Below are 20238 nucleotides of genomic sequence, written 5' to 3'. Positions count from 1 at the left end.
GTTTTGATAGATAACTACTATCCACAAGGTTAACCATGCTACGTATTACAGAAATTAAACTCCCTATTGAGCAAGCCGATACGCTCAAACACCAAGACGATCAAATCAAAGCTGCGCTGCTTAAACGCTTGGATATCCCGGCTTCTGATTTAATCCAATTTTCTATTTTCAAACGCGGCGTAGATGCACGTAAATCGCATGCGATTTTGTATGTGTATAACTTAGATGTACAAGTTAAAAACGAAGCCAAAATTCTGGCTAAGTTTAAAAAAGACCCGCACATCAAACCTGCGCCAGATACAGAATACAAAGCGATTACCAAAGACAGCCATGTCAACACGCCCCGCCCCGTGGTGATTGGCTTTGGCCCTGCCGGTATCTTTGCTGCCCTCATTCTTGCACAAGCCGGGTTTAAGCCTATTGTATTGGAGCGCGGCAAAGAGGTACGCAAACGCACGCAAGACACTTGGGGTTTGTGGCGCAAAAGTGTGCTAAATCCTGAATCTAACGTGCAATTTGGTGAAGGTGGCGCTGGTACATTCTCTGACGGCAAGCTCTATAGCCAAATCAAAGACCCTAAGCACTATGGGCGCAAGGTCATTCAAGAGTTTGTCAAAGCTGGGGCGCCGGAAGAGATTTTATATGTGAGCCATCCGCATATCGGTACCTTTCGTTTAGTAGGAATGGTAGAAGAAATGCGTCGCAGCATTATTGCGCTGGGTGGGGAGATTCGTTTTGAAAGCCGCGTGGACGATATTCATATTGAACGCGGACAAGTGCAGGGACTGACACTCCATAGTGGCGAAACCATTAGTACCCAACACGTCGTATTGGCAGTTGGGCATAGCGCCCGTGATACGTTTGAGATGCTATACAAGCGTGGTATTTATATTGAAGCCAAGCCGTTCTCTATTGGCTTTCGCATGGAGCATCCGCAATCACTTATTGATAAAGCACGCTATGGCAAGAGCTTGAGTTCCGACTTACTCAGCAAGGTGGGCGCAGCCGATTATAAGCTAGTGCATCATGCCAAAAATGGACGTAGCGTCTATAGTTTCTGCATGTGTCCCGGTGGCACCGTGGTTGCGGCAGCCTCAGAGCCAGAACGTGTGGTTACCAATGGCATGAGCCAGTACAGCCGCAACGAGCGTAATGCTAACGCTGGTATTGTCGTGGGTATTACACCAGAGATAGATTTCCCGCCAGAATCTAGCCCCTATGGCCCATTAGCTGGCATGGCTTTGCAACGTCAACTAGAAAGCCATGCCTATGTGATGGGAGGCAGCAACTACAAAGCGCCAGGACAGTTGATTGGTGACTTCTTGGCCAACCGTCCATCCACTCAATTGGGCGAAGTGATGCCGTCTTACACCCCTGGCGTGCACCTGACCAATTTAGATACCGCGCTGCCAGAGTTTGCAATTACCGCCATGCGCGAAGCCATTCCAGCGTTTGCCAAACAGATCAAAGACTTTGACTTTCCCGATGCTGTACTCACTGGTGTGGAAACGCGCACTTCGTCACCTATTCGTATTAAGCGTGATGACGACACGCTGCAAAGCATCAACACCAAGGGCCTTTTCCCATGTGGTGAGGGCGCAGGCTACGCTGGGGGCATTCTATCGGCTGGGGTGGACGGGATTAAAGTGGCTGAGGCCGTTGCACTAAGCATGAATACGCAACCTTAGTGTATTATCAATACGACTATTCACGTTTATGTAAATTAGATAACCGTGAACAAAAAAAGGGTGGCATCACGCCACCCTTTTTCTTTGGAACTTAACGCTTACGCTTGCTTCACTACTGCTTTACTACTTCTCAACTACTTCTTAACTACTGCCTAATCATATAATCAAACGCACCAAGTGCCGCTTTAGAGCCTTCGCCCATGGCAATGATGATTTGTTTATATGGTGTGGTTGTCACATCGCCCGCAGCAAATACGCCCGGCAATGAGGTTGCATTATGGTGATTAACTTCAATCTCACCAAACTTGCTTAAATTGATTGTGCCTTTTAACCAATCGGTATTGGGCACTAAACCAATTTGCACAAACACGCCATCCAACGCTAAATGTTTGGATTCACCCGTGACGCGGTCGGTATAGGTCAAGCCATTCATTTTAGTGCCGTCGCCCGTCACTTCTGTGGTTTGGGCGCTGGTAATCACAGTGACATTAGGGAGTGTATGCAATTTTTTCTGTAATACCGCATCGGCCTTCAATGTCGTATCAAACTGCAATAACGTAACGTGGCCGACAAAATTAGCCAAATCAATCGCCGCTTCTACACCAGAGTTACCCCCACCCACCACAGCTACAGGCTTACCTTTAAACAACGGTCCATCACAGTGCGGGCAGTACGCTACACCTTTACCACGGTACTCTTTTTCACCTGGCACATTCAGCTCGCGCCAGCGTGCGCCAGTTGCCAAGATCACCGATTTACTTTTGAGCGTAGCACCGCTGTCTAATTTCAGCTCAATCAAATCGTGATTTTTATTACCGTCTTTACCTGGCTCGCTCAGGGCATTGGCACGTTGCAAGTTAATAATCTCAATATCATACGATTTCACATGCTCTTCCAACGCAGCCACCAGTTTTGGCCCCTCGGTCTCTTTGACAGAGATAAAGTTTTCAATGCCAAGCGTATCCATCACTTGTCCACCAAAGCGTTCTGCCACTATGGCAGTTCTAAAGCCTTTACGCGCAGAGTAAATCGCTGCTGACGAACCGGCTGGACCACCACCCACGACCAATACATCATAAGGGGCTTTTGCATCCAACTTTTTCGCCGCACGTGCTACCGCGCCAGTGTCAACTTTGGCCAAAATCTCCTCAAGCTCCATACGGCCAGCACCAAATACCTCACCATTTAAAAAGATGGTGGGTACAGACATAATGTCTTTTGCTTTGACTTCATCCTGATACAAAGCGCCATCAATCATCACATGGGTGATATGCGGGTTAATCACAGACATCATATTCAACGCTTGCACCACATCCGGACAGTTATGGCAGCTTAATGAGATATAAGTCTCAAAATGGAACTCGCCTTCAATCGCTGCAATCTGGTCAATTTTTTCTTGCTCCAGTTTCATCGGGTGCCCGCCAGTATGCAACAACGCCAACACTAGCGAGGTAAATTCGTGCCCCATCGGGATACCGGCAAAACGAACGCCTACCGCTTTCGCCGCATCTTTGTGGTTGGCAGCACGACGTACGGCAAATGAGGGCTTGCGCGCATCTGCTTCATGCACTAGCGTAATTTTGTCAGACATGCTGGCAATCTCTTCCAACAGCTCCTGCATTTCTTTTGCGCCAGCGCTATCGTCTAATGATGCGACCAATTCAATTGGCTCGCGTAGCATCTGCAAATAACCTTGTAATTGCGTTTTAATATTGTTTTCTAATGCCATGATGACTCTCTTCAATCAATAACACCGTAAAAGGTGCGTGGAAAATAAAAGGCATTATCTTTTGAATAATGCCCTTCTCTTTTGCCGCCGCTCTAAGATTGTGTCTTAAAGTGGCCGTGATTACTCACTTACAGGCAGTCGCTTAAATCTTACCAACCAAATCTAATGATGGCGTTAATGTTTGCGCGCCTTCTTGCCATTTAGCCGGGCATACTTGACCAGGATGGCTAGCTGTAAATTGCGCTGCTTTTAATTTACGTAATGTTTCTTTTACATCACGTGCGATTTCATTGCTATGGATTTCCAGTGTTTTAATCACGCCTTCTGGGTTAATCACAAACGTACCACGTAGTGCCAAACCCTCTTCTTCAATATGCACGTCAAATGCACGTGTTAATTGGTGTGTAGGGTCACCTACCAGTGGGAATTTTGCTTTACCCACAGCTGGTGAAGTCTCATGCCACACTTTGTGTGAGAAGTGTGTATCGGTTGTAACAATGTATACTTCTGCACCCGCTTTTTGGAATTCAGCATAGTTGTCCGCTGCATCTTCTACTTCTGTAGGGCAGTTAAATGTAAACGCTGCAGGCATAAAAATAATCACAGACCATTTGCCTTTTAGGCTAGCTTCCGTCACTTCAATAAATTTACCGTTATGAAACGCTTGCGCTTTAAATGGTTGTACTTGTGTGTTGATCAGTGACATGGTTATTTCCTTTTTTCTAGTGGTTTATAAAATCTATGTACGCATTGTAATGATGCGTGATAGTTAAGTAAAATTGATTGTATTAATTGGTGTGATAAATTTAATTTATGCATAACAAATGTACGCTGCTCGACATGGCAGTTTTATAACCTCGAAGCTCGAACTGCCCAAGCTCGGCTAGTGAGTTAAACAGCGACCGCTATCTGCCCCTGACCTGCATATCCCATATTATCCTGCCATTTCACCATGATTTGGTCACCTAGCTTGGCACCCGTCACATAAAACGTAAAATAAGGATTTTTAGATATCGCCGTACTGCAATGCGCTTCAAGCACCACTTTGTCATGTAAGGTGGCCGTGATGGTTTGCATAAAATGCGCTGGGATGATTTCTCCTGCGGCATTCTTACTGCGCCCGGTGGTCATGGGGTGCACAATAATCAGCTTCACTTCTGTCACCTCCCCCACCAGCCTAGCGCGCATTTTCATGCTAGGTTCAAACTTTGCATCGGTGTCCGTTCCGCCACAGCCATCTTCTAGCACAATTACTTGCTTGCTTGTCGTGAAATAGCGATCACCTACTTTGGCCACCACTTTTACTTGTGAAGTTTGCGCCATTTTAATCCGTGTGACCAACTTGGGCTGCGTACCAGCGGCAAACATCACATTGGCAATCAGCGGGGTGGGGTTGTCAGCCACAAACAATGCCATTGCTTCGGTGTTAGGAATACGACTTACCATTTCGATTTGCACCACGGCACCATTTTCAGCTTTATCGGGCGCAAGCAGTGATATCTGGTCACTGGGTACTTCCGTCTGAATAGAGAGCCCTGCTGTGGCTTGCTGTAACGTGCTCGCTTCAAAAGCAGCCTTATTCCAAGCTGCGGCTATGGCATTCACGGGCAAGAGCATTAAACCAAACAGTGATTGCAGAAACGTACGACGTTGCATGGTTATCCTTTTGCCTCTTTTTCAATATTTTGTTGACGGCGCAGCTCTTTGAGCCTTGCTTCCACAATAGAGCGTTCATAAAAATTGCCATCTTTTGCTTTAGCGGCAAGCTCCATTTGCTCCACGGCGCGGTTCACATCATATTGACGATAATACGCCTCGGCTTGAGCCTGATGCTTTAACAGCACTTGGCCTTTCATGGTGTAGGCTTTGGCCAGCATATCGTAAAAATGCGCATCATTCGGAAATAAACGCAGCTTTTCGTTAATCAACTTTACTGCTTTATCGGGCTGCCTGCTCTCCAAATAGCTATCTGCATAACCATACACCAACGCACGATGCTGCGGATACTTTATGAGTGCTTGTGCATAAATAGCTTGTGCTTTTGCCAGCTGCTTATTGTTTATCTCAATGGCTGCGGCTAAGGTTTCAAAATTGGGGTGCGCTGGCGCATTGGTTTTTAACCATTGCATTTCGCGCGCGCTGTTCACGCCATCGTTTTTGCGCAGATAGGCATAGGCTAAACCATAGTGCTCGGCTACCTCGCTATTAAAGCGCCGCTCACGAATATTCTCTTCAAACTCGTCAATCGCGGATTGGGGAAACCCCAAGCCTGCACGAATTTTTGCACGCGCCAGATAAAAATCCAGACTATCTTTTGCTTGCTTGTAAGACAAGTTCTGTACACGATTCGAGACATCGGCAATACGTTCAGCGGTTAACGGGTGCGTACGTAAAAAGCTAGGCGCACTACCCTCTACAAAGCGTGTACCACGTTGCATGGTGGTAAAAAAAGCCGGCATCGCACGCACATCAAACCCAGCGCCATCCAAAATGGCTAAGCCCACCCTATCAGCTTCACGCTCATGTTCGCGTGTATAGTCCAATTGACGTTGCATCGTAGACGCAGACGCAGTGACCATGGCACCCGTCGCCAATTGCGGATTTGATCTCGCTACCAGTAAAGCCAGCGCAGTGGCTGCAATATTTTTAAAGGTATCGTACTTTTGCGAGGCCAGCATACGTGCCAGATGACGCTGCGTCACATGCCCAATCTCATGCCCAAGCACACTGGCCAGTTCCGATTCGTTATTGGCAGCGATAAACAAACCAGTGTGCACACCAATCACACCGCCCGGCATCGCAAACGCATTAATGCTGTTGTCATTCACCACAAAAAAGTTAAATACTTGTCTTTTATCTGGGCTGGCTGCGGCCAGTTTATTGCCTAAGGCCTGCAAGTAGTCGGTGATTTCAGAATCTTGCAGTACCTCATCACTCACATATACCTCGCGCATGATTTGATCAGCAATCCGCTGCTCATCTTGCGGCGAAAGCACAGTTTGCGAAACATCACCCAAATCCGGCAGGTCGCTAGTGTAATCACGTGGCAAGTTGGTATCCAGCGTACTAGGCGGCTGATAAGGCTTGCCTGTAAGGGTCGGTTGCTTGCTTTGCTCTGCCGCCTGTACTGCTGGGGCGGTCAACCCCGCCGCTAACATGCATACCCAAGCCGTGTGGCGTAATCTTGTATTTGAAATATATCTACTCATTGTTATTATGATAATGACTTTAATCAGCAAGTTCACGCACATTTCAAAATAGAAAGTAATCCATGAGCAAGTTAACGCACCTGAATGCACAGGGGCAAGCCCATATGGTAGATATTGGCGACAAAGCTTCTACCAAACGTATTGCGGTGGCGAGCGGAGACATCTCCATGCTACCGGCCACGCTACAACTCATTACCCAAGGCGATGCCAAAAAAGGCGATGTACTAGGCATTGCCCGCATTGCCGCGATTCAAGCCAGTAAAAAAACATCTGACTTAATTCCACTGTGCCACCCCATTGCCCTCACCAGCGTCAAAGTACATTTTGATGTATTGCAAGCCGAATCCAGCATCCGCTGCCAGGTGACCTGTGAAACGGTGGGGCCCACTGGCGTAGAAATAGAAGCACTGACTGCAGTACAAGTGGCGTTGCTAACGATTTACGATATGTGCAAAGCGGTGGATAGAGGCATGGTGATGCACGATATCAAATTGCTAGAAAAGCATGGCGGCAAGAGTGGGGACTGGGTTGCCAAGTAATCACAACCATGCCAAGATAATTCAACAAAACCTGCGCTAAATGCAAGGTGTGTTTGTGATTGCAACAACCGATTATTAAGGTGTAATAAAAATGAATAGCGCATTGATTTAATGATAAATTTATTACTTCACAACAGATTAGGCACCTGTCCAACTAAATTTTTAGGGACGGATTTGGTGTCTACTTTACGTTAGGCTTTAGAGTTCGAATAAAAGCTAATTTATGACTAAACTAAAAATTGCTCTTAGTGTTCTAGGCATTCTATTTATGGGGCTTTTCTCTGCGTACAAACTATATTTCGCAATAACAATGGGTTCTATTGTTGGGCGCAATAGCCACACTCACCCTATCAACGAAAGTCCACTTTTCTTCTGGTTTTACGTCTTATTATGTCTTTTTCTACTAATTATTTCTGTTCTAAGCATTATTGCATTTGCTGTTGTATATTTTAAGCAGCCTAACCCATCATTCAAGCGGGACGCCTAACGGCGCCCCTTAATTCAAACGTTAGGTGCCATAAATCCATGAGTTGTGATACCTGTACTAGGCTGACATCCGGAACACATATTAAATCGCCAAGTGATCTTAAGCGCTCCATTAAAAAAGCCTCCGAGGCTGTAAAGCTAGGCGTACTAAAATATGAAGGTGCAGGTATCTCTGGCGACCCATTTGCAACTCTTGCAATAGGTGCCCATTGGAGTGATTTTGTAAGCAATTATTTTTCATGTCCTTCGTGTAGCCAACTGTTTCACTTGCACGCCGAAACCTACCACGGGAGCGGTGGTGCATTTGAAAAAATTGATCAAATCAATGAGCAACTGCAAGGCGACACTTATGGTACCTAACCCATCATTCAAGCGGGACCAGCTAAAGCTGGCCCCTTAACTCAAACGTTAGAGCTAAGAATAAAATGAAGAGTCTTTTTATTTATTTTTTGTTTTTTAACTTTATCCAGTATGCATACGGAGATTCAACATTAGCGACTGAAAATACTATCGACGCTAAATCAAAAACAGATATTGAGCTCAAATATCCATTTACATGTGAAGGCATATATCTTATTGATAATGGTATGGCACTTGACCGCACAGGGCTTTTCTTTGATCTTAATTCTAAAAATCTTATATGCACATACGGAATGATGTCTGAATGCGCTGTACCAAAAAAAGGGCAGTCATGTATTTGCCCACCGGTTAAATGGGTAGATGGTGGTTGTTGGAAAAAATACAGTGAATTTCAACGGATAAAATCAATTAAAGACCGTGAGTGGCATGATAAAAACTTTAAAAAATAAATGTTACATTGTAAGCTCTAACCCATCATTCAAGCAGGACGCGCTGACGTGCGCCTCTTAATTCAAACGTTATGCTGCTTGAAGCCAATCTTAGATTTTGGAGATGAACATGCTACGAAATGCGAACAGCAAATCCAATGACGTCCTACCCGGTGGTGTTGACGAATACATAGAAAAATGCCCGAAGGACGTACAGGTCCGATTGACGGACATTCGGATTGCGATACAGGCGGCGGCTCCTGGTTCCACTGAAACAGTCAGCTATTTTCAGATGCCTGGATATTTCTATGAAGGATACGATTACAACGGAATGTTCGCGTGGTTTAGTTTTAAGAAACCCCATGTGCGCTTGCATGTTCGACCTCCAGTGCTGGAGGACAATAAGGAAGACCTTGGAGGCTACGCTTCTACAAAAGCCATTGTCAGCTTTCCAGTGGACAGGGCGATACCAAAGATATTAGTTAAGAAGCTGGTGAAAGCAAGCATTAAGGCAATGAAACAGAAAAATGAATCCGCATAACAATTCATTCAAGCCGACGCCGCTTCGCGGCGCGGCTTAATTCAGGCGCTGGAAGATCTATTGAACGAACTAAGAAACTAACGCTACCAGCCTTTTCGCACTTGCCGGTGCCATGGTGACGCCATAACGAAAATGGCCAGTATTCAGATATAAATTACTGATATGCGGGTGTTGCCCAATGGTGGGGATATTGTGCGGTGTACCCGGCCGCAAGCCGCTCCAGTGTTTAACCACTGGCGCATCTTTGAGTTGCGGCAATATCGCTTCTGCTTTGGCCTGCATTTCCACACGCATGGCTTCAGTCACGCCCGTATCAAAGCCTACATCTTCCAGCGTACTGCCCGCCAGCAAGTAGCCATCTTTGCGTGGCACCATATAAAAACCATCCCGGTAAATAATATGATCTAAAACAGGCTGGCTAAGTTGATAGAGCAGCATTTGTCCGCGCATGGGTTTGATTTCTAGGCTCAGCGCAGTCTGTTTGAGTAAATCGAAACTCCACGCGCCAGAGGTGACAATAAAAATATCGGCTTCTAGCGTTTCCCCGCTTGTGGTTTGCCAACGTTTAAGCACGCCCTGCTCGCCAAATTCGGGCTCTGGCAACGGCATTAATTGCGTTTGTTCTTTAAGGCTAACTTGATGCTGTATTAGCCATGCTTTGAGTGCTTGCAGCAATCTAGGGTTGCGCACTTGCAGCACCTCTGGCAACCATAGATTTTCGCCATTGAGATCAGCTTGCACGTGATTGGCGCTACACCATGCCAGTGCGGCCTCTAAATCAAACGGCGGTTGAATCATCATGCCACTACGTATACATTCTGGGTCTATGCCGGTTTCACGGTGCAACTGATCGGCCAATGCTGGATACAGGCTGGCGCCTTCCATAGCAAGTGCGTTAACAGCATCTTGATAAAACCAAGGCAATAACGGAAAGATAATACCGGCACCGGCCCAAGAAGCCTCACCGGAGGTTTGGGCGGCAATGACGTTACGCTCCACCACTGTGACTTGCCACCCCTGTTGCCTAAGCAGCATGGCAGTGGTGCAGCCCACAATGCCACCGCCAACAACAACGACATGATTGCCAGACAAACGTGTGCCCTTCTATTTGCCAGAAACCAAAAATACTTCAGTTGCTACTAGGCTCTCGTTATTGCCTAACAACACCAGTACATCCCCTTCGCCAATCACAATATCCGGCCTTGGTGTAATGGCTTCCAACATATTCGGGCGACGTATTTTTTTCAGTTCTACCTTCAGTTTTTCAAATGGAATCGTATCCAAGCGCATGCCATGCGCAAACGAATTAGAGCTGATTTCAATCGAATGTAAACGTTGCTGACGAGATACGGTGGTTTCAGCATCCGAGTCGGAAATACCGCGGAAAAAACCTTTAAACATTTTATAGCGCTCTTCGCGGAACAAACGAATCCGTTTAACTACCCGATTCAACGGCACGCCCAACAACACCAAAGCATGTGAGGCCAGCATTAAACTGCCTTCCAGCACTTCCGGCACCACTTCGGTCGCGCCGGCTTCTCTAAACGCATCCATATCGATATCGTCATAGGTGCGCACAATCACTGGCAAATTAGGGTAGCGCTCATGCACAATATGTAGCACTTTCATTGATGCACGCGTATCGGAATAACTAACAATCAGTGCCTTTGCGCGTGCTGCACCAGCGGCTTCTAGCACCACACTACGACCAGCATCGCCATACATCACATGCTCACCTGCTACTGCGGCTTCATTGACACGGGCGGAGTCGTTATCCAGCGCAATGAACGGGATACTTTCTTCTTTTAAAAAGCGGCCTAAATATTGGCCACTACGCCCGTAACCACAAATGATCACGTGCTCTGAAAGCTCTTTACCTACATTGCCAATAGACTCCACCACTTGGCTACTGTTACGGGTATAACTTTTGACCAAGCCGCGTGCAATTTTGCCGTTATATTGAATAATGAACGGTGCCACAATCATCGATAGCAATGACACACCGAGTGCCAACTGCAAATCAGCATTATTAATCAGGCCGTTTTTTAAACCCAACGCTAAAATCACAAAGCTAAACTCACCCGCTTGCGCCAGAATCACGCCCGTACGAATACCTACGCCAGTCTCAAATTTAAAATAACGGGTTAGCCCGGCAATGACAAGCGCTTTAAATAACACAAAGCCAACCAACAACAATAACACCAGCCAGATACGGTCGAACAGTTGTGCAATATTGAGCAACATGCCGATACTGATAAAAAACAAGCCCAGCAAAATGTCACGGAACGGCGCAATGTCAGATTCCACCTGATAACGGTAGCGCGTTTCGGAAATCAGCATGCCTGCAATAAAGGCACCTAACGCATAGGATAGCCCGGCAGTGCTGGTGGCGTATGCCAACAACAATGTCACCATCAACACATTCATTACAAACAACTCGCGAGAGCGTTGTTTGGCGACTAAATCAAACCAATGGTTAAGCAAATTTTTGCCAAACTTAAATAGTATAAACAGCAGCACTGCAGACTTGATTAACGACAAGCCAAGTACGGTTTGCCAGTTTTCGGTATGTGAGCCCAACGTAGGAATCAACACCAAAATAGGGATGACCGCCAAATCTTGAAATAGCAAAATCCCGATACTCAACCGACCATGTCTGGAATTTAAATCCACCCGCTCCATCAGAATTTTGGACACAATCGCAGTAGAAGACATGGTCAGTGCGCCACCAATCACAAATGCGCTGGCAGGCGATAAACCAAATAGCCACCCAATCAACATTGCAGCAGCCATGCTAATGGCTACTTGTGAACCGCCCAAGCCAAACAAGGTTTTACGCATGCCGTATAACTTGGGCAAGCTAAATTCCAGGCCGATACTAAACATTAAAAACACAATACCAAACTCGGCAAAGTGACGGCTAGACTCCGTATTCTGAATCAAACCAAAGGCAGAAGGCCCCAGTAATACACCCACAAAAAAATAGGCCAGCATTGCGGGTAATCGCAACGCACGAAAGATACCAACGGCAAACACCGAGCCGATGAGTAATAGCAAGACGGTGGTAAGTGAGTTAAACATTGGCCTCTCTACATTCAATATGGTGTACTAGCAAATTTTGCTGGTACAACGCTTTCTTTTTATTTTTAGAAATTGCCTTGATTAAAACGCAAGCAAGGCAAAAAATGTGCCTACTTTTAAAATTTTACCCTGAATCTACGTTTTTTACTTTATTCAGAGCAGACTACCTTGTTATACTAACTTCTATGTCAACACCCAACCTACACATTCAGCCAGCCATCAGCGAGAAGTTACCTTCTTTAGCCTTGGCTAAAAAAGTGCTGCTGCTCGAGGCGAATGAAATTGAAATGCTTGCAGGGCGCCTAGATGCAGAGTTTGAGCGCGCTGTTAGCCTCATTCTACAATGCCATGGTCGTGTTGTGGTGAGCGGCATGGGAAAATCCGGGCACATCGGCCGAAAAATTGCGGCAACACTTGCCAGTACCGGCACACCCGCTTTTTTTATGCATCCGGCCGAGGCTAGCCATGGCGATTTAGGCATGATTACCGGTGAAGATGTGGTGATTACACTCTCTAACTCTGGTGAAAGCGAAGAAATCCTCACCATTTTGCCCACCATCAAACGTTTGGGCGCCAAAATCATCAGCATTACCGGCACCGATACGTCTACGCTAGCCAAAGAATCTCATGTGCATTTAAGCGCAAAAGTATCTCAAGAGGCTTGCCCATTGGGCTTATCGCCTACGGCCAGCACCACAGCGGCATTGGCTTTGGGTGACGCCCTTGCGCTATGCGTATTAGATTTGCGTGAATTTACCGCAGAAGATTTTGCCCGCTCCCACCCTGGCGGTAATTTGGGTAGAAAACTACTCACACGCGTAAAAGACGTGATGCGCACGGGCGATGCTATCCCCAGTGTAAAAGACAACGCCATGTTGACCGATGCGCTATTGGAAATCACCAAAAAAGGCCTAGGGTTTACTGCAATTACCAATGCGCAGCAACACCCTGTTGGCATATTTACCGATGGGGATTTGCGCCGTGCCTTCTGCAATAACGTGTCACCTAGCGATACCACCATCGCACAAGTCATGCACACGGCACCCAAAACCATCTACTTGGATCAGATGGCGGTTGAAGCAGTCGAGCTGATGGAAAATTTTAAAATCAATGCACTGATGGTCATAAATCGTCAGGGCGAACTAGTCGGCGCATTTAATATGCACGATTTACTCAAAGCGAAAGTTGTTTAATGAATCAAGACGTACTCCAACGTGCCAAGCAAATTAAATTGGTGATTTTTGATGTAGATGGCGTCATGACGGATGGCGGCCTTACCATTGGTGACGATGGCCTAGAATACAAAACATTCAACTCCCAAGATGGCTTGGGCATGAAACTGCTCAAAAACAGCGGCGTGCAAATGGCCATCATTACCGGGCGCACTTCTAAAGTGGTGACACAGCGCGCAGAAAGCACGGGCGTTGCACATTTCTACCAAGGGGTAGAAGACAAATTAGTGGCATTTAACGAGCTGATTGCCAAACTTAACTTACGCCCAGAGGAAACTGCTTTTATGGGTGACGATGTGGTCGACATGCCGCCTATGTTGCGTTGTGGCCTCAGCATTACCGTCCCCGCCGCACCAAAATCAGTACAGGCACGCGCGCACTATGTCACCACAAAAGAAGGCGGTCGTGGCGCAGTGCGCGAAGTGTGTGAGTTGATTATGCAGGCCCAAAATACATTAGAGGCACAAATGGCGCCTTTTTTTCAATGCTAAAGCCACGGATTCATGTACAACCGCCATGCTATTTTGTTCCCTCTCACGCTTGCATTCATGCTAGCGGTGATTACGTTTTGGATTAACCAGACCGTGCAAGAACAAGGCCCGAGCATTGATGGCAGCAATCGACATGATCCTGACTATAAACTACATAACTTTGTTACAACGCAAACCGACGTTGGCGGTAAATTACGCTATGTATTGGCGGCGGCAGAGATGTCCCACTTTCCGGATGACGACACCACCGTGTTACAGCGCCCGCGCTTTACACAATTTTCCGTGAATAAGCCTTACACGCAAATTCAGGGCTTGCGCGGGTATGTCTCCAGTAACGGTGAAACTGTAGAGTTTGTAGACAATGTAAAAGTAGTGCGCCAAGCCACAGCAGACAAAGGCGAAATGCAACTCACCACAGAAAAATTAACCATAGAACCGGACAAGGATTTAGCCACCACGCAAAGTCCGGTCGTGATTACGCAGGCGCCTAAAACCAAAGTCACTGCAGTAGGCATGGTGTTTGATAAAAAAAACCAAACCATGACTTTACTGAATAAAGTACGCGTGCACTATGAACGGCCTGTGCCAAAAAACAACCCCTTGGCAAAGCCAAACCAAGCAGTTAAGCCGAATATCGACAAACGTATTAACAGCAAAACGAATAGTAAAACCAGCACCGCACGTACCAAACCAGCGGGTGTGAATAAGAAACCGTAGGGAGATTCAATGTTGAAACGCATTTACACCAGCGCATATTTACTTGGCTTACTGTGCCTGCCTTTACAGGCTTGGTCAGAGGCGGCAGACCGCGATAAGCCCATTGAGTTGGAAGCGGACACGGTCACTGTGAATGATGCAAAAAAAACCAGCACCTATACCGGCAATGTGATTTTAACCCAAGGTACATTAGTCATCCATGCCGATAAACTAGTGGTACGCGAAGACAAAGAGGGCTTTCAGCACAGCACATCCACCGGTAACCCCACCACGTTTAAACAAAAACGTGAGGGCAAAGATGAATACATGGAAGGCAGCGCGCAACGTATTGAGTACGATGGCCGTATGGACAAAGTACAGCTTTATACCAAAGCCTGGGTCAAGCGTGGCGAAGACATTGTGCATGGTGATTTTATTAGCTATGACGCCAATGCCGAATATGCAGAAGTGATTGGCGGGGTAAAATCCAGCACCGAAGGCGGCAATACTGGACGTGTTAAAGCCATTATTCAACCCAAAAACAAGCAACCAGCGGCCACGGCCCCTGCAAAAAATAGCACGAACACAGTACCGGTGAATAACTTAAGACTCAACAAGACACTTCAGCTTGGGTTGCAACCTAAAGAAGAGAATCAATAGTATTGAGTATTTATGAGTGAATTAATCGTCGAAAATTTAAGAAAATCGTATAGCACGCGTACCGTAGTGCAAGATATTTCGTTAAACATCCAAAGCGGTGAAATCATCGGCTTACTTGGCCCCAATGGCGCCGGCAAAACCACCAGCTTTTATATGATGGTAGGATTAGTACCATTGGATGCTGGCCGGATTTTGCTGAACAACAAAGATTTAAGCCGCCTACCTATCCATAGCCGTGCGCGCATGGGGCTGTCTTATTTGCCGCAAGAACCTTCTATTTTCAGAAAAATGACCGTCACTGAGAACATCATGGCGGTGCTTGAGTTGCAAGACCTGACGGAAGAAGAGCGCGAGGCACAATTAGAATCTCTATTGCAAGAACTGCATATTGTGCATATTCGCAACAGTATGGCCGTCAGCTTGTCTGGCGGTGAACGCAGACGTGTAGAAATTGCACGTTGCCTAGCCACCAACCCAAGCTTTATTTTGTTAGATGAACCATTTGCCGGGATTGACCCGATTGCGGTACTGGATATTCAGAAAATTATCCGCTTTTTAAGCAGTAAAAATATTGGCATTCTCATTACAGACCACAATGTGCGTGAGACTTTAGGCATTTGTGATCGTGCCTATATTGTGAACGATGGGACTGTATTTGCCTCAGGTAGCCCAGATGAAATTGTAAAAGATGAAGCCGTACGCGAAGTGTATTTAGGCCGGGACTTTAGACTTTAACCACTTTGAATGCTATGAAACAAAACTTACAACTCCGCATCTCTCAAAACTTAGCGCTCACCCCGCAGTTGCAACAATCCATCCGGTTATTGCAGCTGTCTACACTGGAGCTCAACCAAGAGCTAGAAACCATCTTACAAGACAACCCATTGTTGGAGTTAGTCGATGGTGATGACGATGGTGGCGGCAGTGCAGAAGCCCCCAGCACTGATAACAGCCAGGCCTCTAGCGAAGCTTCTGAGCAAGAGCCAGATGCCAATGTATTTGATAACGCCACTACCTCTGAAATTAGCGCGCCTGCTGAGAGCACGGCTGAACGTGACGATGAGTTAGCGCCCACTTCAGAAGAGTTCTCAGCACCTGAGTTTGAAGATGAGTTTGATGAGTACGGCAGCACTAGCAACTGGGATGAAGGTGGACGCCAAAACAATTCGGACGATGATGACGGCGACTTTACCAGACAAGACACCGTTAGCATCAGCCTGCGCGATCACCTTGTGGGTCAACTGAAATTAGTACCGCTGTCTGAACGTGACCAAACGCTGGTCTCTATTATGATTGATTGTATCAATGATGATGGTTACTTTGAGCAGTCGTTAGATGAGCTGGCAGATAGCCTGCCGCTCGAGCTTGAAATTGATATGCTTGAGCTTGAAACTGTACTCAAGCTGATTCAAAATCTGGATCCAATTGGCGTAGGCGCACGTAACTTGCAAGAGTGCCTGTATTTGCAACTCAATGCACTAGATACAGACACGCCCTACCTGAAACAAGCCATCGCCATTATTCAAGACCATTTACCGGTATTGGCTAACAAAGATTTTGGCAAGCTGCGCAAACTGCTTAGCTGCGATGAAGCCACCTTGAAAGGCGCGCAGACGCTTATCAAACAACAAAACCCAAAACCGGGTAGCCAATTTGTCACTTTGTCGCACGATCATTACATTCAACATGATGTGATTGTGAAGAAGATCAAAGGCATTTGGGTCGCCACACTGAATGATGGCGTTATTCCAAAATTACGTATTAACCAACTATATGCGGATATTTTAAAACGCAACCGCGAAAATTCCGGGCAATATTTACAGAGCCAAATGCAAGAAGCCAAATGGATGATTAAAAACATTCAGCAGCGCTTCTCTACTATTTTGCGCGTTTCGCAAGCCATTGTAGATAGGCAACGTAACTTTTTTGAGCATGGGGATATTGCCATGCGCCCATTGGTGCTGCGCGAGATTGCAGAAGAGTTAGAATTGCATGAATCCACCATTTCACGCGTGACTACGCATAAGTATATGCTCACTCCACGTGGTGTATATGAGCTTAAATATTTCTTTGGTAGCTCGGTAGCGACTGATGTGGGCGGCACGTGTTCTGCCACTGCGATTCGTGCGTTGATTAAACAAATGGTGGCCGAAGAAAACCCCAGAAAACCGCTTTCCGACAATCAAATTACGGATACGCTGGCCAACCAAGGCATTGTGGTGGCACGCCGTACCATTGCCAAATATCGTGAATCGCTCAATATCCCGCCTGCAAATTTGAGGAAATCACTGTAGGGTCACGCTAACGATTTGATTTAGCGCAAGTTTCCCTCAACTAAATTCCCATACAGGAAATTTTCTTACCGAATAGTGCAATTGGATAGTTGCAAGCCAACGCCAAAGTAGTAAACTGAAATTGTTCCGAGATGCTTTTTCTTCTTGGAGCAATTTCAAAAAGGAGCAAGTCATGAATTTACAATTAACTGGGCATCACTTAGAAATTACACCTGCGTTACGTGAGTACGTGCAAAGTAAACTCACGCGAATCAGCAATCACTTCGATCATGTGATTGATGTAAAGGTTACGATGTCTGTAGAAAAGCTCGCCCAAAAGGTTGAGGCTACACTGCATGTGCCAGGCAACGATCTACACGCTGCTTGTGCCGATGAGAATATGTATAGCGCCATTGATATGCTAACGGACAAACTGGACCGTCAAGTGGTAAAACACAAAGAGAAACATGGCGATCATCACAAAACCAATGGTGCTGTGAAACATCAGAATGTTGACCAACACCAGCTTCCTAATTAATCTTTTTTTAATCTATGGCTCAAATTAACGTTGACGAGCTATTCACACAAATCCGCCGCAAGCTCAAACTACAATGGGTAGCAGGGCTTGAAGGCGGCAATAAAATACTCACCTCCGGTACTGTTACCAAACCATCCCTAGCACTTGTTGGCCACTTAAATTTTGTGCACCCTAACCGGGTACAGGTATTAGGCTGTGCCGAGATGGACTATTTACACAATCTCAGCATTATTGCCATGCAACAGGCGGTCAGTAATTTATTTGCGACTGACCTTGCCGCCGTGATAGTGGCCAATGGCGAAAAAGCACCAGAGGAATTATTAAAAGCGGCTGATCGTTCACAAACTCCGCTGTTCACCTCCCCCCTGCCCAGTCCACAGTTGATGGAATTGCTCGGCCACTATTTGGCCATTGCGACCGCAGAATCGACCAGCTTGCACGGCGTGTTTATGGAGGTGCAAGGCTTTGGTGTACTGATTAAAGGCAATGCTGCCATTGGTAAGAGCGAGTTAGCGCTCGAATTGATTTCGCGCGGGCATCGCTTAGTGGCCGATGACATTGTAGATTTTTATCGTATTTCCCCAGAGCGGGTAGAAGGTCGCTGCCCAGAACTGTTACAAGACTTTTTAGAAGTGCGCGGTTTAGGCATACTCAATATTCGGGCATTATTTGGCGATAATGCGGTCAAGCCTACCAAGCCCTTAGATTTGATGATTCAATTGGAATTGGCTGATACGCTTAACCCACTTGCGCTAGACCGCCTAAATGCTAAAACACAGTATGAGCGCGTATTGGAAGTAGATATCAGCAAAGTGGTGATTCCCATTGCGGCAGGCCGCAACATTGCGGTTTTGGTGGAGGTAGCCGTGCGCAATCACATGCTATTATTACGCGGTATTAATGCAACGCAGCAATTTACCAAGCGTCAAAAGCAAATCATGCTAAAAGAAAGCAAGAAATCATAAATGCAACTGATTATTGTCACTGGGCTATCTGGCTCCGGCAAAACCATCGCTTTACGCGTACTGGAAGACAGCGGGTTTTATTGCATTGATAATTTACCTGCAACCTTGCTGCCACAAATCGCGCAACATTTAGATACTGACAGCCTGCGCAAAGCCAACAAGAAAGTGAAAGTGGCGATCAGCATTGATAGCCGCAGCGCCGCATTAAAAGCGTTACCCAACGCCATTACACAGTTGAAATCCGAGGGCATCGACGTCAGCGTCTTGTATTTAGACTCCACCTTAGAAAGCTTGGTAAAGCGCTTTTCTGAAACCAGACGCAAACACCCTCTCAGCAATGAAAAAGCAACGCTTGCAGAAAGCATTTTGGAAGAACGTGAGCTATTGGCGGGCCTCGCGAGCTTGGGTCACCATATCGACACCAGCAGTTTAAGCGCCAATGCACTACGCAACCATATCCGTGATTGGATTGCCGAACCCAACAGCGACATCAACAATAGTGTGGTGGTGCTGTTTGTCTCATTTGGGTTTAAGCACGGCATTCCGCTGGATGCGGATTTTGTGTTTGATGTACGCAGCTTACCCAATCCGCATTACGATCCGGAATTAAGACCACTGACTGGAAAAGATAAACCAATTCAGGCATTTCTTGAAAAAGAACGCATGGTGGTTGATATGTTAGGCGATATTCAGCAATATTTAGAAAAATGGCTACCTAGCTTTAATCAGGACAATCGCAGCTATCTCACGATTGGTATTGGTTGCACCGGTGGTCAGCATCGTTCGGTCTATTTTGTAGAGCAACTCAGCGCACACTTTAAGCAAGAGTACAAAGTCATCGTGCGCCATCGTGAGCTCAGTTAACGGAAATATTTTTTTGAAGGCTGCAACATGATTGGAATTTTGATTATTGCGCACGGCTCACTGGGTGAGAGTTTGATTCAATGCGCAAGCCATGTGATGGGCAAACGCCCTCAACAACTTGAATACCTTGCGGTTTCCATACAGGATGACCCATCCTCATTATTTTTCACGGCGCAAGCCATGGTAACCAAGCTGGATGAAGGCCAAGGCGTATTGGTATTGTCTGATATTTACGGCGCAACACCTTGCAATATGGTCACCAAATTGGTCAACCAAGAAGGCGTGGCTGGCGTAGCTGGGGTTAACCTACCGATGCTGGTGCGCGTACTGAACTACCGGCAAGAATCTTTAGAAGTGTGCATAGACAAAGCCATTTCAGGCGGACGAGAAGGCGTTGTGCACTTTACTAAAGAAGGCTGTAACCATCTTACCCAACCAAAAACATAACAAAGAAAATA

General features: G+C 46.4%; 21 protein-coding genes. 15 read left to right on the top strand and 6 right to left on the bottom strand.

The genetic code is table 11. The features are described from left to right. Positions 1-35 precede the first annotated feature (35 nt). On the top strand, positions 36-1688 hold the full coding sequence (locus tag FG11_RS13075; protein WP_047535568.1) for an NAD(P)/FAD-dependent oxidoreductase: 1653 nt from the start codon (positions 36-38) through the stop codon (positions 1686-1688). 145 nt (positions 1689-1833) lie between these two features. Here the strand turns inward: FG11_RS13075 and ahpF are convergent, their stop codons facing one another. The 4 genes from ahpF to FG11_RS13055 form a co-directional block, all read right to left on the bottom strand. After that, the gene (gene ahpF / locus FG11_RS13070) at positions 1834-3417 is read right to left on the bottom strand and encodes an alkyl hydroperoxide reductase subunit F (protein WP_020183566.1); all 1584 of its coding nucleotides are present in this window, start codon (positions 3415-3417) and stop codon (positions 1834-1836) included. Positions 3418-3559: 142 nt separating this feature from the next. Continuing rightward, on the bottom strand, positions 3560-4123 hold the full coding sequence (ahpC, locus tag FG11_RS13065; RefSeq protein ID WP_020183565.1) for an alkyl hydroperoxide reductase subunit C: 564 nt from the start codon (positions 4121-4123) through the stop codon (positions 3560-3562). A gap of 185 nt (positions 4124-4308) precedes the next feature. Beyond that, the gene (gene soxZ, locus FG11_RS13790; protein WP_047535566.1) at positions 4309-5073 is read right to left on the bottom strand and encodes a thiosulfate oxidation carrier complex protein SoxZ; all 765 of its coding nucleotides are present in this window, start codon (positions 5071-5073) and stop codon (positions 4309-4311) included. 2 nt (positions 5074-5075) lie between these two features. After that, positions 5076-6575 (bottom strand): M48 family metalloprotease, encoded by a 1500-nt coding sequence (locus FG11_RS13055; protein WP_020183563.1) that lies wholly within the window; start codon positions 6573-6575, stop codon positions 5076-5078. Positions 6576-6688: 113 nt separating this feature from the next. On the opposite strand from FG11_RS13055, the gene moaC reads away from it, so the two are divergent. The 4 genes from moaC (at position 6689) to FG11_RS13030 (ending at position 8980) form a co-directional block, all read left to right on the top strand. Further along, complete coding sequence (moaC, locus tag FG11_RS13050; protein WP_047535564.1) at positions 6689-7165, top strand: cyclic pyranopterin monophosphate synthase MoaC; 477 nt, start codon at positions 6689-6691, stop codon at positions 7163-7165. A 525-nt stretch (positions 7166-7690) separates the two neighbouring features. Continuing rightward, on the top strand, positions 7691-8011 hold the full coding sequence (locus tag FG11_RS13040; RefSeq protein WP_047535560.1) for a hypothetical protein: 321 nt from the start codon (positions 7691-7693) through the stop codon (positions 8009-8011). A 65-nt stretch (positions 8012-8076) separates the two neighbouring features. After that, entirely contained in the window at positions 8077-8460 is a 384-nt protein-coding gene (locus tag FG11_RS13035; protein WP_047535558.1) for a hypothetical protein, read from the top strand. A gap of 109 nt (positions 8461-8569) precedes the next feature. Then, positions 8570-8980 (top strand): iron chaperone, encoded by a 411-nt coding sequence (locus FG11_RS13030; RefSeq protein WP_025223596.1) that lies wholly within the window; start codon positions 8570-8572, stop codon positions 8978-8980. 69 nt (positions 8981-9049) lie between these two features. Here FG11_RS13030 and FG11_RS13025 read toward each other — a convergent pair whose 3' ends face one another. Together FG11_RS13025 and FG11_RS13020 are read right to left on the bottom strand one after the other, a co-directional pair. Further along, the gene (locus tag FG11_RS13025; RefSeq protein WP_047535556.1) at positions 9050-10072 is read right to left on the bottom strand and encodes an NAD(P)/FAD-dependent oxidoreductase; all 1023 of its coding nucleotides are present in this window, start codon (positions 10070-10072) and stop codon (positions 9050-9052) included. Positions 10073-10084: 12 nt separating this feature from the next. Further along, positions 10085-12061 (bottom strand): monovalent cation:proton antiporter family protein, encoded by a 1977-nt coding sequence (locus tag FG11_RS13020; protein ID WP_047535554.1) that lies wholly within the window; start codon positions 12059-12061, stop codon positions 10085-10087. Positions 12062-12246: 185 nt separating this feature from the next. On the opposite strand from FG11_RS13020, the gene FG11_RS13015 reads away from it, so the two are divergent. The 10 genes from FG11_RS13015 (at position 12247) to FG11_RS12970 (ending at position 20227) form a co-directional block, all read left to right on the top strand. Further along, positions 12247-13254 (top strand): KpsF/GutQ family sugar-phosphate isomerase, encoded by a 1008-nt coding sequence (locus FG11_RS13015; protein ID WP_020183543.1) that lies wholly within the window; start codon positions 12247-12249, stop codon positions 13252-13254. Next, positions 13254-13784: a 3-deoxy-manno-octulosonate-8-phosphatase KdsC gene (gene kdsC, locus FG11_RS13010; RefSeq protein ID WP_025223592.1), complete on the top strand. Its 531-nt coding sequence runs from the start codon at positions 13254-13256 to the stop codon at positions 13782-13784. The genes FG11_RS13015 and kdsC overlap by 1 nt, the downstream gene beginning before the upstream one ends. Positions 13785-13796: 12 nt before the next feature. Continuing rightward, positions 13797-14501, top strand: coding sequence for an LPS export ABC transporter periplasmic protein LptC (gene lptC, locus FG11_RS13005; protein WP_047535553.1), 705 nt, complete (start codon positions 13797-13799; stop codon positions 14499-14501). Between the two features lie 9 nt (positions 14502-14510). Further along, positions 14511-15140, top strand: a complete 630-nt coding sequence (gene lptA, locus FG11_RS13000) for a lipopolysaccharide transport periplasmic protein LptA (RefSeq protein WP_047535551.1) — start codon at positions 14511-14513, stop codon at positions 15138-15140. Positions 15141-15152: 12 nt separating this feature from the next. Then, positions 15153-15875, top strand: a complete 723-nt coding sequence (lptB, locus tag FG11_RS12995; RefSeq protein WP_020183539.1) for an LPS export ABC transporter ATP-binding protein — start codon at positions 15153-15155, stop codon at positions 15873-15875. Between the two features lie 14 nt (positions 15876-15889). Next, complete coding sequence (locus FG11_RS12990) at positions 15890-17434, top strand: RNA polymerase factor sigma-54 (protein WP_047535549.1); 1545 nt, start codon at positions 15890-15892, stop codon at positions 17432-17434. A gap of 172 nt (positions 17435-17606) precedes the next feature. Beyond that, complete coding sequence (gene hpf, locus FG11_RS12985) at positions 17607-17951, top strand: ribosome hibernation-promoting factor, HPF/YfiA family (protein WP_020183537.1); 345 nt, start codon at positions 17607-17609, stop codon at positions 17949-17951. Between the two features lie 14 nt (positions 17952-17965). After that, positions 17966-18916, top strand: coding sequence for an HPr(Ser) kinase/phosphatase (hprK, locus tag FG11_RS12980; protein ID WP_020183536.1), 951 nt, complete (start codon positions 17966-17968; stop codon positions 18914-18916). Then, positions 18917-19780 (top strand): RNase adapter RapZ, encoded by an 864-nt coding sequence (gene rapZ / locus FG11_RS12975; protein ID WP_020183535.1) that lies wholly within the window; start codon positions 18917-18919, stop codon positions 19778-19780. Between the two features lie 27 nt (positions 19781-19807). Further along, positions 19808-20227: a PTS sugar transporter subunit IIA gene (locus tag FG11_RS12970; protein ID WP_047535547.1), complete on the top strand. Its 420-nt coding sequence runs from the start codon at positions 19808-19810 to the stop codon at positions 20225-20227. Positions 20228-20238 lie beyond the last annotated feature (11 nt).

The organism is Methylotenera sp. N17, from assembly GCF_000799155.1.
In the GTDB taxonomy this organism is placed as follows: Bacteria; Pseudomonadota; Gammaproteobacteria; order Burkholderiales; family Methylophilaceae; genus Methylophilus.
The sequence above is the reverse complement of the archived record's forward strand: the minus strand, read 5'-3'. Positions and strand labels throughout refer to the sequence as shown.